At 65.7% G+C, this 14,478-nt stretch carries 17 protein-coding genes; 11 read left to right on the top strand and 6 right to left on the bottom strand.

Annotation, left to right across the window (positions count from 1 at the left end; all coding sequences use genetic code 11):
* Positions 1-28: 28 nt before the first annotated feature.
* A complete protein-coding gene (locus ACTHQX_RS02370; protein WP_003798723.1) occupies positions 29-415 on the bottom strand; it encodes a DUF1844 domain-containing protein in 387 nt (128 codons plus the stop codon).
* Positions 416-798: 383 nt separating this feature from the next.
* On the opposite strand from ACTHQX_RS02370, the gene infC reads away from it, so the two are divergent.
* The 4 genes from infC (at position 799) to ACTHQX_RS02350 (ending at position 3,681) form a co-directional block, all read left to right on the top strand.
* On the top strand, positions 799-1,845 hold the full coding sequence (gene infC / locus ACTHQX_RS02365) for a translation initiation factor IF-3 (RefSeq protein ID WP_236807898.1): 1,047 nt from the start codon (positions 799-801) through the stop codon (positions 1,843-1,845).
* Positions 1,846-1,963: 118 nt separating this feature from the next.
* A complete protein-coding gene (gene rpmI, locus ACTHQX_RS02360) occupies positions 1,964-2,158 on the top strand; it encodes a 50S ribosomal protein L35 (RefSeq protein ID WP_009358635.1) in 195 nt (64 codons plus the stop codon).
* Positions 2,159-2,275: 117 nt separating this feature from the next.
* The gene (rplT, locus tag ACTHQX_RS02355) at positions 2,276-2,731 is read left to right on the top strand and encodes a 50S ribosomal protein L20 (protein WP_111904720.1); all 456 of its coding nucleotides are present in this window, start codon (positions 2,276-2,278) and stop codon (positions 2,729-2,731) included.
* Positions 2,732-2,784: 53 nt separating this feature from the next.
* Positions 2,785-3,681 (top strand): TrmH family RNA methyltransferase, encoded by an 897-nt coding sequence (locus tag ACTHQX_RS02350; RefSeq protein WP_440158620.1) that lies wholly within the window; start codon positions 2,785-2,787, stop codon positions 3,679-3,681.
* Positions 3,682-3,882: 201 nt separating this feature from the next.
* On the opposite strand, the gene ACTHQX_RS02345 is transcribed toward ACTHQX_RS02350, so the two are convergent.
* Positions 3,883-4,158 (bottom strand): GlsB/YeaQ/YmgE family stress response membrane protein, encoded by a 276-nt coding sequence (locus ACTHQX_RS02345; RefSeq protein ID WP_003798714.1) that lies wholly within the window; start codon positions 4,156-4,158, stop codon positions 3,883-3,885.
* A 243-nt stretch (positions 4,159-4,401) separates the two neighbouring features.
* On the opposite strand from ACTHQX_RS02345, the gene ACTHQX_RS02340 reads away from it, so the two are divergent.
* A complete protein-coding gene (locus tag ACTHQX_RS02340) occupies positions 4,402-5,355 on the top strand; it encodes a cation diffusion facilitator family transporter (RefSeq protein WP_440158621.1) in 954 nt (317 codons plus the stop codon).
* A 55-nt stretch (positions 5,356-5,410) separates the two neighbouring features.
* Here ACTHQX_RS02340 and ACTHQX_RS02335 read toward each other — a convergent pair whose 3' ends face one another.
* Positions 5,411-6,616 carry an MFS transporter gene (locus ACTHQX_RS02335; RefSeq protein WP_440158622.1) on the bottom strand — a complete coding sequence of 402 codons (1,206 nt, stop codon included), beginning with the start codon at positions 6,614-6,616 and terminating at the stop codon, positions 5,411-5,413.
* Positions 6,617-6,758: 142 nt separating this feature from the next.
* On the opposite strand from ACTHQX_RS02335, the gene ACTHQX_RS02330 reads away from it, so the two are divergent.
* The 4 genes from ACTHQX_RS02330 (at position 6,759) to ACTHQX_RS02315 (ending at position 9,907) form a co-directional block, all read left to right on the top strand.
* On the top strand, positions 6,759-7,217 hold the full coding sequence (locus ACTHQX_RS02330) for a (deoxy)nucleoside triphosphate pyrophosphohydrolase (RefSeq protein WP_440158623.1): 459 nt from the start codon (positions 6,759-6,761) through the stop codon (positions 7,215-7,217).
* Positions 7,218-7,366: 149 nt separating this feature from the next.
* A complete protein-coding gene (locus tag ACTHQX_RS02325; RefSeq protein ID WP_440158624.1) occupies positions 7,367-8,347 on the top strand; it encodes a methionine ABC transporter ATP-binding protein in 981 nt (326 codons plus the stop codon).
* Positions 8,344-9,045: a methionine ABC transporter permease gene (locus ACTHQX_RS02320; protein WP_236807904.1), complete on the top strand. Its 702-nt coding sequence runs from the start codon at positions 8,344-8,346 to the stop codon at positions 9,043-9,045. Before ACTHQX_RS02325 ends, ACTHQX_RS02320 begins: the two co-directional genes overlap by 4 nt.
* Before the next feature lie 58 nt (positions 9,046-9,103).
* Positions 9,104-9,907 carry a MetQ/NlpA family ABC transporter substrate-binding protein gene (locus ACTHQX_RS02315; RefSeq protein WP_236807905.1) on the top strand — a complete coding sequence of 268 codons (804 nt, stop codon included), beginning with the start codon at positions 9,104-9,106 and terminating at the stop codon, positions 9,905-9,907.
* A 159-nt stretch (positions 9,908-10,066) separates the two neighbouring features.
* On the opposite strand, the gene ACTHQX_RS02310 is transcribed toward ACTHQX_RS02315, so the two are convergent.
* Entirely contained in the window at positions 10,067-11,218 is a 1,152-nt protein-coding gene (locus ACTHQX_RS02310) for an Rv2578c family radical SAM protein (protein WP_440158625.1), read from the bottom strand.
* An 82-nt stretch (positions 11,219-11,300) separates the two neighbouring features.
* Between ACTHQX_RS02310 and pcp the strand changes: the two genes are divergently transcribed.
* Positions 11,301-11,969: a pyroglutamyl-peptidase I gene (pcp, locus tag ACTHQX_RS02305; RefSeq protein ID WP_440158626.1), complete on the top strand. Its 669-nt coding sequence runs from the start codon at positions 11,301-11,303 to the stop codon at positions 11,967-11,969.
* Here pcp and ACTHQX_RS02300 read toward each other — a convergent pair.
* Positions 11,966-12,646 (bottom strand): SIMPL domain-containing protein, encoded by a 681-nt coding sequence (locus tag ACTHQX_RS02300; RefSeq protein WP_440158627.1) that lies wholly within the window; start codon positions 12,644-12,646, stop codon positions 11,966-11,968. The genes pcp and ACTHQX_RS02300 overlap by 4 nt on opposite strands.
* Complete coding sequence (locus ACTHQX_RS02295; protein ID WP_440158628.1) at positions 12,639-13,151, bottom strand: hypothetical protein; 513 nt, start codon at positions 13,149-13,151, stop codon at positions 12,639-12,641. The genes ACTHQX_RS02300 and ACTHQX_RS02295 overlap by 8 nt, the downstream gene beginning before the upstream one ends.
* A gap of 264 nt (positions 13,152-13,415) precedes the next feature.
* Between ACTHQX_RS02295 and pheS the strand changes: the two genes are divergently transcribed.
* Positions 13,416-14,477 (top strand): phenylalanine--tRNA ligase subunit alpha, encoded by a 1,062-nt coding sequence (gene pheS, locus ACTHQX_RS02290; RefSeq protein ID WP_440158629.1) that lies wholly within the window; start codon positions 13,416-13,418, stop codon positions 14,475-14,477.
* Position 14,478 lies beyond the last annotated feature (1 nt).

Here is a 14,478-nt window from a genome sequence, read left to right as displayed (position 1 = left end):
CCGGCCCGCCGCCGTCGTAATTCAATCTCTAGTTCACTGCACCGGTGAACTTCTCACCGGGACCCTTGCCCGGAGGATCCGGAATGATCGACTCTTCGCGGAAGGCGAGCTGCAGTGACCGCAGGCCATCACGCAACGGCCCGGCATGCTGCGAACCGATTTCCGGGGCGGCCGCCGTCACCAGGCCGGCGAGGGCGGTGATGAGCTTGCGGGCCTCATCCAGGTCCTTCAGCTCAGCGGCGTTCTCCTCAGCGGCCAGGCCGAGCTTCACGGCCGAGGCGCTCATGAGGTGCACGGCGGCCGTGGTGATGACCTCGATCGCAGGAACCTCGGAGATGTCGCGGATTTGCTGCGTGACGTCGTCCCCGGCGCCAGGCGCCTGGTAGACGTGTGAATTGCTGTCTGGAGTGCTCATACTGGTAAGCTTGTCACAGACCGACTGGATGTCGTTATTTTGCCGTGGATGAGACCCACTGCCGCCAATGTGCGGTAAGCGGGCTTCTTTATGTAGAATTGATATTCAGTTTGCAAGCGGAGTTCTCTCCCACCCGCGTCAGCCGTTTTCCCTGGGGTTTTAGGGAAGCAAGGTTGCCGGGTAACGGTCGGGCGGTTCACCGGGCAGGAGCCTGGGGAAGTGCGTGCAGTCCCTCGCGGGATGTGCACATCCGATCCTTTGAGGCCTTCGATTGCTCCGGCAATTGGGGGCCTTCTCTATTTTGCCGGTGGTACACCCATCACGAACACAGGAGCTTTAACATTAGCGAGCCAAGAATCAATGAGCGTATCCGCGTCCCTGAGGTGCGGCTGGTCGGCCCTGCCGGCGAACAGGTAGGAATCGTCCGTATTGAGGATGCCCTGCGTCTGGCTGCCGAGTCCGACCTGGATCTCGTTGAAGTTGCACCGCAGGCCAAGCCTCCGGTGTGCAAGCTGATGGACTTCGGCAAGTACAAGTACGAAGCCGCGGTCAAGGCCCGTGAGGCCCGGAAGAACCAGACCAACACGGTTCTGAAGGAAATCCGGTTCCGCCTGAAGATCGACACCCATGACTACGAGACCAAGCGCGGCCACGCCCTCCGCTTCCTCGGAGCCGGGGACAAGGTCAAGGCCATGATCCAGTTCCGCGGCCGTGAGCAGCAGCGTCCCGAAATGGGCCTGCGCCTGCTCCAGCGGTTCGCGGAAGATGTCGGTGAGGTCGGCGTGGTTGAGTCCAGCCCCCGCATTGACGGCCGCAACATGGTCATGGTCATCGGCCCGCTGAAGAACAAGGCGGAGGCTAAGGCCGAAGCGCGCCGCGCAACGCAGCGTGCAGAAGCCAAGGCCCAGAATGAAGCCAAGGCCGCAGGCCGCGTGGACACGTCCGGTGACGATCAGGCACCCCTGACGCAGTCGCTTGCGGACCTTCTGCCGGAAGGCTTCCAGGTTTCCACGGAGGCCCCTGCGCAAGACGCCCCGGCAGAAGCTGAGGCAGCCGCTCCGGAAGCCGCCGTCGAAGCGCCCTCGGTTCCGGCCGAAGCAGCTCCGGCCGCGGAAGCCCCCAAGGTTGCCGAAGCACCCAAGGTTGCGGCAGCACCCAAGGAGGCCGAGTCGAAGCGCGAAGCACCCAAGGCCGCAGCACCCAAGGCAGCCCCCGCTGCTCCCCGAGCGGCAGCCCCCGCAGCACCGAAGGCGGCAGCGCCTGCTGAGCCGAAGGCTCCCGTAGCTGAGTCGCCTGCTCCGGCAGCGCCGAAGCCTGCGGCTGCCCCGGCCACGCCCAAGCCGGTGGCCCGGCCGGCAGCGCCGAAGCCTGTTGCACGACCCGCAGCGCCCCGGCCCACGCCGAAGCCGGCGGGCAAGAAGACCACCTAGTTCGAAACTGCGGAAGGCATCGCCTTCAGGCAGTCAGCAACCAGCATGCCGCCCGCAGGGGCGGCTGCACGATAGAACTGCGGACATTGTCCGCGGATACGTAAGGAGATCGGTTCCCATGCCGAAGATGAAGACCCACAGCGGTGCTAAGAAGCGCTTCAAGCTGACCGGTAGCGGCAAGCTGCGCCGCCAGCAGGCCAACCGCCGCCACTACCTCGAGCACAAGTCCTCCAGGCTGACCCGCCGCCTTGCCGGCGACAAGATCGTCTTCAAGGGCGACGCCAAGGTCATCCGGAAGATGCTCGGCATCTAATTTCCAAGCATTCTGACTGACTGCCACCTGGCAGCAGTCAACTATTAATTAGCCTTCTCAGGCCAGCCGGTCACCGGCAGTAGTCGCTTGGGATCAGATTTTTAAAGGAGTACGCACGTGGCACGTGTGAAGCGGGCGGTAAACGCCCACAAGAAGCGCCGGGTTATCCTCGAACGCGCCAAAGGTTACCGTGGACAGCGCTCACGCCTGTACCGCAAGGCCAAAGAGCAGCTGCTGCACTCGTTTGTGTACAGCTACGGCGACCGCAAGAAGAAGAAGGGCGACTTCCGCCGCCTGTGGATCCAGCGCATCAACGCTGCGTCCCGCGCCAACGGCCTGACCTACAACCGTCTGATCCAGGGCCTGAAGGCCGCTGAGGTTGAGGTTGACCGCCGCATGCTGGCCGAGCTCGCCGTTTCCGACGCCAACGCTTTCGCTGCGCTGGTCCAGGTTGCCAAGGACTCCCTGCCTGCAGACACCTCCGCTCCGGCCGCCAAGGCTGAGGCTGCACCGAAGGCCAAGGCTACCCGCGCACGCGCTGCGAAGAAGCCGGTTGCTGCAGCTGCTGAGTAAGCAGGCAACTCCCAGTTCAAGGACCGGTGGCAACAGCCACTAAGGTTTCTTATATGAACGAAACCGGGCGCCCGCAAGACTTTCCACTCTCCAATCCCCGAGCAGATCGGGTCAGGGACGTGGCAAAGCTTGCAGGGCGCCCGGCACGTTTAAAGCGCCGGCAGTTTCTGGCCGAGGGCCCGCAGGCAGTACGTGAGGCCCTGGTGCTTCACGGCAAGCGGATCGCTGCGGGCCAGCCGGGCATCGTCCGCGAGGTGTACGCCAGCGAGGCCTGCCTGGACCGGTACCCCGAGTTTGAAGAGCTGGCCTTGGAAACCAGTGCCCGCCTCGCCACGGACGACGTCCTGGCCGCCATGGCGGACACCGTAACCCCGCAGGGGATCGTTGCGGTGTGCGATTTCGTGGATGTCGAGCTGGCGGACGTGCTCGACGCCGGACCGCGGCTGATTGCCGTGCTCTGCCAGGTCCGCGATCCCGGGAATGCCGGGACGGTGCTTCGGGCCGCAGACGCCGCCGGCGCCGATGCCGTGGTCCTCACCGGTTCCAGCGTGGATATCTACAATCCCAAGGCGGTCCGCTCCACCGCCGGCTCCCTCTTCCACCTTCCAGTGGTTCTCGGCGCTGACGTCAACGAGCTGGCTGCGATGTGCCGGGAGCGGGGGATCGGTGTGCTGGCAGCGGATGGCTACGGGCAGCTGAACCTCGACCGCCTGCAGGACGAGAACGCCGCACGCCGGCTTGGCGCTTCGGCCGCCGGCTCTGACTACGCCCTGGAAAACCCCACGGCCTGGCTCTTCGGCAACGAAGCCCAAGGGCTCTCGGAGGACGAGCTTGCGCTTGCCGACCATCGGGTGGCCGTGCCGGTCTATGGCGCCGCTGAGAGCCTCAATCTCGGGACGGCCGCCACCGTTTGCCTCTACGCCAGTGCGAGGTCCCAGCAGCCCGCCTAGCGTGCTGGAGTTGTTGTACAGATATCGGCCGCAAAGGGCACTTTTAGTCGCGACACGTGGACAAAAACTCCGCTCGTGGACAGCGTCGGCAGCAATACACGAAGAAGCGGGGGCCCACCGTCCGGTGGGCCCCCGCTCCTGTCTGATTTGTCTGTTATGGGCCTGGGCCTGTTGCAGCCCAGTGCCTGTGATTCGGGCCTGTTATGGTGCCCGGGTGCTGTGGCTGCGGCCGGTGATTGCGCCGTAGATACCTGCGACTACGAGGCCGCCGATGATGGCGAGGATCCAGGTGCCAAGGTCGAAGAACGCCAGGTCACCCTTGCCGAAGAGAAGGCTGCCGATCCAGCCGCCAACGATGGCGCCAACGACGCCCAGAACCAAGCTGGTGACCCAGCCGCCGCCGACCCTGCCGGGCATGACGGCTTTAACGATTGCGCCTACGATCAGGCCGAGAATAATCCAAGCAAGAAATCCCATTGTCTGCTCCTTCATATTCGTCGGGATCGATTCTTATCAGTCCCGATATGGCTTCAAGCTAACACAGCGCGTGATTATTTGTCAGCAGGCTTACTTTTGGCTCTTTTCGTGGCGTCTGAAGCCCTGTCCGGTGCCCGTCCGGGGCCTGTCAAGTGCCGGAGCGGTACGGTATTTCCTATACGGCGGTTCCATGCCGCTCTGTCCCATCCGTTTGAAATTTCCACGTGAAGAGGTGAGGCTCCCTTGTCTGCAAATGGCGGTACCAAGGCGATTGTGGCGGCGCTGGCCGCCAACCTGACCATCGCTGTCCTGAAGTTCGTCGCGTTCCTGTTGACGCGTTCCTCGTCGATGCTGGCTGAGGCCATCCACTCAGTCGCGGACTCCGGCAACCAGATCCTGCTGCTGGTCGGCGGAAAACGCGCACAGCGGGCCGCCAGCCCGGAACACCCCTTTGGCTACGGACGCGAGCGGTACATTTATGCGTTCATCGTTTCCATCGTGCTCTTCAGCGTCGGCGGCCTGTTCGCCCTGTATGAGGGATGGGAAAAAATCCAGCACCCGCACGCCATAGAAGGCGACTTCTGGTGGGTGCCCCTGGCCGTGCTGGTGGGAGCCATCATCGCCGAGTCGTTCTCGTTCCGGACGGCCATCAGCGAAGCCAACCACATCCGCGGCAGCCAGGGCTGGATCAGCTTCGTGCGGACCGCCAAGCAGCCCGAGCTTCCGGTGATCCTGCTCGAAGACTTCGGTGCGCTGCTGGGCCTCGTCTTCGCCCTGTTCGGCGTGGGACTGACCCTGCTGACCGGCGACGGCATCTGGGACGGAATCGGAACCGGGATGATCGGTCTGCTGCTCGTGGCGATTGCCGTCATCCTGGCGATGGAAACCAAATCCCTGCTGCTGGGGGAGTCGGCAACCAAGGACGACGTCGGCCGGATCCGGCGCGCCATCGAGGCGGACGGCACAGCCATTATTCACCTCAAGACCCTGCACCTGGGCCCGGAGGAGCTGCTCGTGGCGGCCAAGATCAGCGTGGATGCAGGTGATTCCGGGCTGGACATTGCCAAGGCCATTGACGACGCCGAGGCCCGGATCCGCTCGGCCGTTCCCATCGCGCGGGTCATCTACCTGGAGCCAGACATCCGCCGCGCCCAGGTGGCCAGCGGGCCCGCCCTTGCGGGCGACCCAGGCGCCTAGCTGCTGACGCCAGGCCGCCCCCTGCAATTCTGGGCCGCTGGCTCCGTGACTGCTGTTACGGAGCCAGCGGCTTTTTGGGTTCCAGCAGGCCGCTGAACAGGGCCACGATCAGGCCGAGAATGGCGAGAACGGCGCCAACCAGGGCGGGGGCAACGTAGCCCCAGCCCCAGGCGATCACCAAACCGCCCAGGAAGGCGCCCAGGGCGTTGGCGACATTCAGGGCGGCATGGTTGAGCGAGGACGCCAGCGACGGCGCATCGGGAGACGCATCCAGCAGGCGGGTCTGCAGGGCGGGTACGAGCATGGACCCGGCGGCACCCACGACGAACACCATGACGAAGGCCGACCACGGCCAGTGCACAGCCATGGCGTACACCACCAGTGCGACGGCGATTCCCGGCAGGACGCGGTAGATGGTCCCCATCACGGACTTGTCCGCAATCCGGCCACCGACGATGTTGCCGGCCACCATTCCCAGGCCGTACAGGGCCACCACGAACGGCAGCAGGGCGGCGGGGATCCCGGCCACGGAGGTCATGGTGTGGGAGATGTAGGTGTACGTGGCGAAGAACCCGCCAAATCCGACGATGCCGATGAGGATGGCCAGCCAGACCTGCGCTCTTTTGAGCGCGCCCAGCTCCCTGCGGATGCTGGCGTCCGCGTGCGCCTTCTGGAACGGAACGAATTTCCAGATGAGTGCCAGGGTTACCAGTCCCAGCAGTCCCACCAGGACAAAGAGCAGGCGCCAGCCAAAGGCCTGGCCGAGCCAGGTGGCGAAGGGGACGCCGACCACGTTGGCAACCGTGAGCCCCGCCATCACCATGGAGATGGCCCAGCCCCGCTTGGTCGGCGCCACCAAGGAAGCGGCGATGACCGCGGCCACGCCAAAAAACGCGCCGTGCGGCAGGCCGGCGGCGAACCGGGAGACCAGCATGCTCGCGTAATCGGGCGCGATGAACGAGGAGAGGTTGGCAACGCTGAAGAACAGCATGAGCCCCAGCGCAAGGAACTTGCGCGGCAATTTCGCTCCGACAGCGGCAAGTACGGGAGCTCCGACGACGACGCCCAGGGCGTAGGCCGAGATCAGGTGCCCGGCCTCGGGGGTGCTGATCCGGAGTCCGACTTCGACCTCCTTGAGCAGTCCCATCATGGCGAACTCGGTGACACCGATGCCGAAGCCGCCCATGGCCAGCGCAAGAATGGCGGGTCCGATGTTCGTGGCGGCTTTGGGCGTGGGGGGAGCCTGGACAGTGGAAATCATGTGCCTGCTTTTCGAAGGGGAGTTGCGGAGTAGGCCTCGTTGCCACTGTTATGTCTGATTTTAACAAGCTTCCGGCGGGATGAATATTCCGGGCCGGGCGGGCCCGCCTCATGAAAAACCTGCGCCCTCCTAAACTGGACCGGTGACTGAACTGATTAACGTCGTCGGCGGGGCCGTGGTGGACTCGTTGTCCGCTCCCGTCCGGCTTCTCGTGGCGCGCCGTACGGCGCCTCCGCAGTTTGCCGGCATGTGGGAATTCCCGGGCGGCAAAGTGGAACCGGGCGAGGTCCCCGAGAGTGCACTGCACCGGGAGCTGCGCGAGGAACTCGGCATCGCCGTCGTTCTTGGGGCGGAGCTGGTGGCGCCCGGGCCAGCCGGCTGGCCCCTGAACGAGAAGGCCGCGATGCGGGTGTGGTTCGCGGAAGTGGCAGACGGCGAACCGCGGCCGCTCGAAGATCACGATGAACTCCGCTGGGTCAGCATCAGCGAAGGTGACGAAGCTCTCAGCCTGCCCTGGATTCCGGCCGACCTCCCGATTGTCCGGGCGCTGCTCGCCAGCGTCGCCGCAGCGAGCCGCGCAAACTCTCTCCGCGGAAATTAACACCACCCTTCACGGCTCTCCTCGAGCTGATTGTTCGGATTTGTTGCCGTGCGGAGCTGCTGGGCAGAATTACATGCTGGGCACCCCCGCGGTGTCTCACTCCTTGAACAGTTCCGGGAGATTTCCGCGCCCAGCCCTGAAGGAACCGCATGATATCCGTGAGCCGTGTCGTCAAGAGCTACGGCTCCGGGGCCGCGAAGGTCCGCGCCCTCGACGACGTCACAATGTCCGTGAAAAAGGGCGAAATCTTTGGCGTCGTGGGGCAGAGCGGCGCAGGCAAAAGCACCCTGATCCGCACCATCAACTCCCTGGAACAGCCGGATTCCGGAACCGTCCACGTCGGCGGCCGGGACATGACAAAGCTGGCCGGCATGGAGCTGCGGCAGGCCCGCCACGAGATCGGCATGATTTTCCAGCACTTCAACCTCCTTAGCGGGCGCACCGTGCGGGCGAATGTTGAGCTCTCGCTGGAGATTACCGGTGCGGGCCGGGCTCAGCGGCGGACCCGCGCGCTGGAAATCCTTGAACTCGTGGATCTGCACGGCAAGGCGGATGCGTATCCCGCCCAGCTGTCGGGCGGGCAGAAGCAGCGCGTCGGCATCGCCCGCGCGCTGGCGTCCAACCCGTCCGTGCTGCTCAGCGATGAAGCCACCTCGGCGCTGGACCCGGACACCACACGCCAGATCCTCGACCTGATCCGGCAGCTGAGCAAGGATCTGGGCCTGACCGTACTCCTCATCACGCACGAGATGGACGTGGTTAAGCGCATCTGCGATTCGGCCGCCGTCATGAGCCAGGGGCGGATCCTGGAGCAGGGTTCCGTCGAGAAACTGCTCACCACGGAGAAGTCCCTGCTTGGCCAGGCACTTTTCCCCCTGGGCGACATCCCGCCTACCTCCAACGCGGTCGTGGAGATCACCTTCACCGGAGTGGCCACGGACCGGCCGGTCATAGCTCAGCTGGCACGCCAGCACGGCATCGACGTGGGAATCCTGGGCGCTGCCGTGGAGACCATCCACGGCCGCCAGGCAGGGCGGACCCGGCTGGAACTGCCGGGCGATGCAAGGACCGTGTCCGGCGCCGTCGCCGACCTGCGGTCCCAAGGACTTTATGTGGAGGTAATCAAGTGATCGACCGTAACGATCCGTACTTTTGGGCCGACCTGCTGGACACCATCCTCAAGGGCGCCGGGGAGACCTTCTACACGGTAGGCGTGAGCCTGCTCCTCACGGTTCTCTTCGGGCTCGCGGCCGGCGTGCTGCTGGTTACCACCGAGGCTCACGGACTGCTGGCCAGGCCGTTCGGAAGCCGTGCCCTGGGGGTCGCCGTGAACCGGGTGCTGGACGTCGTGGTGAACATCGGCCGGTCCATCCCGTTCATCATCCTGATGATCCTTTTGATTCCCTTCACCCGCCTGCTGGTCGGCTCCTTTATCGGTCCGACGGCGGCGATCGTACCGCTGGCGATCGCCGGCATTCCGTTCTTCGCCCGGCTCGTGGAAATCGGCATCCGCGAAGTGCCCAAGGGCCTCGTTGAAGCAGCCCAGTCGCTCGGCGCCACCCGTTGGACGATTCTCACCAAGGTACTGGTTGCCGAGGCGGTCCCCGCACTGGCGCTGGGGCTGTCCACCACCGTTGTGGGCCTCATCGGATACTCAGCCATGGTGGGTGCGGTTGGCGGCGGCGGGCTCGGCGATGTGGCTTTCCGTTACGGTTACCAGCGCTACAGCCCCGAGTACATGTTCGCCGTCGTCATCCTGCTGATCCTCCTGGTCCAGCTGTTCCAGTCGCTGGGCAACTTTGCCGCCCGCAGGCTGTCCCACCGCTGACACCAGATCTCAGCCACGCGTTTTCACCCCCATCCGCTCCATCCTGAAAGAGTCCAGCATGATCCGATCCACCATCCTCAAGGCCGCTGCTGCCGGAGCCCTCGCCGTCCTGGCCCTCTCTGCCTGTGGCAGCCCAAGCTCCTCCAGCGCCTCGGAGACCATCAAGGTAGGTGCCCTCGCGGTGCCCGCCGGCGACATGCTCAAGCACGTCCAGCGGGAGCTCGCATCCAAGGAAGGCCTCACGGTCGAATACAAGGAGTTCAGCGACTACAACACGCCGAACCCTGCCGTGAGCGACGGCGATATTGACGCCAACCTCTTCCAGAACACGACGTTCATGGAGACGTACAACAAGGCTTCGGGGAAGAACCTGGTCAGCGTCGGAAAGGTATACCTGCCGCCGATGGCCCTGTACTCCAACGAGGTGAAGAGCGTGGACGCCCTACCTGAGGGCGCGTCGGTGGCCATCCCCAATGACCCCACCAATGAGGCCCGCGCCCTGAAGTTGCTCGCGTCCAAGGGGCTCATCGAGGTGACGGAAAACCCCATCACGCTCAAGGACGTGACGGCCAACCCGAAGAACCTGAAGTTCACGGAGATCGAGAACGCCAGCCTCCCGCAGGCGCTGAACGACAAGGACGCCGCCATTGTCACCCTGGCGTTCGCCCTGCCGGCCGGCCTGAGCACTGACAAGCAGATCCTGGTCGAGGGCAAGGACAGCGCCTACTACAACGTCCTCGCCGTGAATGCGGACAAGAAGGACGACGCCCGGGTGCAGAAGCTTTACAAGATCCTGACGTCGCAGGAGATGAAGGACTTCATCCAGACGGAGTTCAAGGGCCTGGTGATTCCGGCCAGCTAAGGCTGACCGATCAGCTCAGGCTGACCGGCTAGGGCTAACGGGCGTACTGCGGAGCGTGTCGCAGAAACCCGAGGAGGGCAGGACGGTGACCGTCCTGCCCTCCTCTTATTTGGTTGGAGCGCTCTTGGTGGAGGCGCTTTTGGCTGGGCGCGGCAGGGCTCAGAACAGTGTGGGCTGGGACGTCCGGGCGCTGCCGTGGCCATGCTGCCCGGACCCGTGCTGCCCCGGCCCGTGCTGCGCCGACCTAGCCTGCCCTGAGCGATCCTGCGGAATGCTTCCCTCCGGGTAGGCAGCTTCCTCGCCCCGGGGATCGTCGACGGGGGAATCCTCGACGTCCCGGTGGCTGAACCCGTGCGAGCCGGTGAAGCCGTGCCGGGCTTTGAAGAAGCGGACCCTGCCGGCAAGCCAGGTGCGGTATTCCTTGGACGCGTACGAGCCTGTGCCATACAGCCTGCGGTAGCGGCCCGCCAGTTCCGGATGCCGGGCGGCGATCCACTGCATGAACCATTCCCGGGTGCCGGGCTTCAGATACAGCGCCCCGGCCGTGACACCGGTGGCACCCGCGGCCGCCAGTGAGGCGAACAGGGAGTCCAGGGCCTCGTCGCTGTCCGAAAGCCACGGCAGGATGGGCATGGCCATGACCCCGCAGGGCAGCCCGGCTTCCCGGAGCCTGGACACGAGCTTAAGCCGGGCCCTGGGGCCGGGCGTGCCTGGTTCGATGGCCTCGGAGAGCTGCTCGTCCGTCATGGCGAGGGAGATCCCGATGCCCACAGGCACCTGCGCCGCGGCATGCTTCAGGAGCGGAATGTCACGCGCCAGCAAGGTCCCCTTGGTCAGGATGGACAACGGAGTCCCGGAATCGGCCAGCGCGCCGATGATACCGGGCATCAGCCGGTACCGGCCTTCCGCCCGCTGGTAGGGGTCCGTGTTGGTGCCCAGCGCCACGTGCTGCCGGTTCCAGGAGCGCTTGGCCAGCTCCTTTTGCAGCACCTCGGCCGCGTTGATCTTGACCACCACCTGGCTGTCGAAATCAAGCCCGGCGTCGAAGTCCAGGTAGGTGTGGCTCTTGCGGGCGAAGCAGTAGACGCACGCGTGGCTGCAGCCCCGGTAGGGGTTCACGGTCCACTCGAACGGCATCCGTGAGCCGGCGGGCACCTTGTTGAGCACCGATTTGGCGGTGACCTCATGAAAGGTGACGCCGGCGAACTCGGGTGTGGACACAGACCGCACCAGGCCGGCCAAGGGCAGCAGCGGTGCAGTCCCGGGCACCTCTTCCTGTGCGGGTTTGAGTGCCTGTGCGTCCCATCTCATGCCCTCCATTCGAATGTATGTTCGAAGTTAAGTCAAGGCCGGCCGTCGGCGTTTCCTGCGGAGGGGCGGCTACGCTGGGTCCATGATTCTGCTCACCGGCTTTGAATCTTTCGGCGGCCAGCCGATGAATCCGTCGTGGGCGGCCGCCCTGTCCGCGCGGGATCTGCTCCGGGCCGAAGGCTTCGCCGTGGAGGCCACGGAACTGCCCTGCGTGTTCGGCGCCGCCGGGAGTGTGCTGCGCAATGCCCTCGGTGACCTGGAGCCGGAACTGGTGGTCTGCATCAGGCAAGCCGGAGGCCGCGGGCGCGTGTCACTGGAACGGGTTGCAACCAACTGCGATGACGCGCCCATCCCGGACAATGCAGGGAACCGGCCCGTGGACCGGGAGGTGGTGCCCGCGGGCCCGGCAGCCTACTTCACTTCTTTGCCGATCAAGGCGGCCCTTCTTGCCGTGGAAAGTGCAGGTGTTCCCGCCGAGGTCTCACAGACGGCGGGAACGTACGTCTGCAACCACACTTTCTATACACTCATGCACGAGCTCGCGACCCGGCCGGGTGTCCGCGGCGGGTTCGTCCACGTGCCGTTCGCGCCTGACCAGGTAGAGCAGGGGAGCGCTGTCCCGTCACTGCCTGTCGCTGCAATGGCGGCGGCGATTGCTGCCGTCGTCCGGACCTCGGTTAACCAGCCGTCCCAGCCATCCGGCGTAAGCCAGCCAGCCGACGTCGCGCTCGCGGCCGGCAGTCTTCACTAGGGCGGCACCGGGGGCATCCCTGACCGGGGGCGCAGCTCCCACGCAACCGTGACGCTGGCACTGACGGCGGATTCACCGGCTTCCACCGTCAAGGCGTCCGTGGCGAAGGCCCGCTGCATCCCGCCCACCGGGATGGGCGCCGACGGTAGCGGTTGCTGCCGCACGGAGGCCACCTCACCCAGCTCAGCGCCCGCAAGCGCGGCCAGCTGTGAGGCTGCTGCCCGCGCGTCGGCCCAGGCGGCCTCGCGGGCCAGTGCCGTCACGGCTGCCGCATCGGCAAAGCCGAGCTGCATGCCATCCAGGCGGACGTCGTTGCCGCCGGCCTCCACGGCAGCAGTGATGACACCCGAGCCGGAGGTAAGATCCCGCAACCGGACGCTCAGCATGCTGGATGCCGCGTACCCGGTGACTTGCTGGCCCCGGCCCTCCTGCCAGACGACGTCGGCCCGGACGTTCAGCCCCGACGTCCTGATGTCCCGGTTCTCCACGCCCCTGCTGCGCAGCGCAGCCGTCACGGCAGCGGAGGCCTCGCCGGCGGCGGCATAGGCATCGCCCGCGCTGTCGCGCCGGCATTCCACGCCAATGGAAAGGGTCAGGAGGTCCGGCGCCGCCTCCGCGGTTCCGGTCCCGGTGACTTCGACAGTCCGGGCTTCCGCCCGGCCCGCGGGTTCACTCATGCCTGTTCCTCCCGTCGTGCCTGTTCCTCTGGTCGTGCCTGTGCCTCCGGTCCACGTAGCCGCCGGCCTCCAGGCCGGCGTGCCGCTCGAAGGGATTTCCCGACGCCGGATCGCCGTACCGCGCGGCCGACCAGGCCGCGGCCGCGAAATAGAACAGCAGGAAGGGCAGCCCGAGGCACCAGGCGTACTGGGTGCTGTGCCGCTCCTCATGGCCCAGCAGTAGGCGGCTCGTCAAGGCGGCGTCAGGATCGGTGCGGAAGATGACCACGTTGCCCACCGTGAAGGCGCCAGCCACCGGCAGCCGCCAGCGGTAACCGGTGGCGACAATCAGGCCGCGGGGACCCCGGAACGTCCGGGTGCGGGCCAGCCCGGCAAGCGTCAGCCCCAGCGGCGTGGAGGCGTTCAGCAGGTTTGCGAGCTGCCTCAGGCGCTGTCCTCGTGTCAGCTGTCCTCGTGTAAGCGGGCCCGGGGTCAGCGGGCCCCGGGTTAGGGGGCCTTGAGTCATGAGGCCATGCTAGCCGCGGGCCGCGGTGCAATACAGGCGTCCACAGGCACCCGCTGTCAATTAGACCGGCGCTGTCAATTAGACTGGAAACAGCGCCCGCCGGCCATCCGCCGGTGAGCCTGCCCTTGTCTATGGATGGCGTCTTTGGATGACGTCCTTGGACGACTTTCTGCAAAGACGTGCCAGCGACGGACGCGCTGCCGGGGAAACCGGCGCGGCTGCACCGGCCGCTGGCATCACCCGACTCGTAGCTAAGAACAGTAGATGACTGAAACTTTGCCGGGCGCCGCCGTCCCGAACCCTCTGGATGAAACCGCCATCAACGCCGCCGTGGACCAGGCCGTCGCCGCCATTGCCGGCGCGTCCACGCTCGATGAACTCAAGGCAGTCCGCCTGGCCCACACCGGCGAGAAGTCGCCGCTCAGCCTCGCCAACCGTGAGATCGGAAGCCTGCCCAAGGATCAGAAAGCCGCCGCCGGCAAGCTGATGGGAACATCCCGCGGACGTGTTAACAAGGCGCTCGCGGACCGCACCGTCCAGCTCGAGGCGGAGAACGACGCCCGCATCCTCGTCGAGGAGACCGTGGATGTCACAGCAGCCCCGCGCCGCCGCCGGGCCGGAGCCCGCCATCCGCTGTCCACGCTGCAGGACCGCGTCGCGGACATCTTCGTGGGCATGGGCTGGGAAATCGCCGAAGGCCCCGAGGTGGAATCCGAGTGGTTCAACTTCGACGCATTGAACTTCAAGCCGGACCACCCGGCCCGCGAAATGCAGGACACGTTCTTCGTGGAGCCGCCGGAAGCGCATCTGCTGATGCGCACGCACACCTCGCCGGTGCAGGTCCGGTCCATGCTGGAGCGGGAGCTGCCGATCTACGTGCTGTGCCCGGGCAAGGTGTTCCGCACCGATGAGCTCGACGCCACCCACACCCCGGTGTTCCACCAGTTCGAGGGCCTGGCCATCGACAAGAAGCTCAGCATGGCTGACCTCCGCGGAACCCTGGAGCACTTCGCGCGCCAGATGTTCGGCGACGAAGCCCAGATCCGGCTGCGCCCCAACTACTTCCCGTTCACCGAGCCGTCCGCCGAGCTGGACATCTTCCACCCCGGCGCCAAGGGCGGGCCCCGCTGGATCGAATGGGGCGGCTGCGGCATGGTCAACCCCAATGTCCTGCGGGCTGCCGGCATCGATCCGGACGTCTATTCAGGCTTTGCCTTCGGCATGGGCATCGAGCGGACGCTCATGTTCCGCAACGAGGTCGGCGACATGCGCGACATGATCGAGGGCGATGTACGTTTCAGCGAGCACTTCGGGATGGAGATCTAAC

Source organism: Arthrobacter sp. SAFR-023 (assembly GCF_051965295.1).
Classification (GTDB): Bacteria; Actinomycetota; Actinomycetes; order Actinomycetales; family Micrococcaceae; genus Arthrobacter.
The sequence above is the reverse complement of the archived record's forward strand: the minus strand, read 5'-3'. Positions and strand labels throughout refer to the sequence as shown.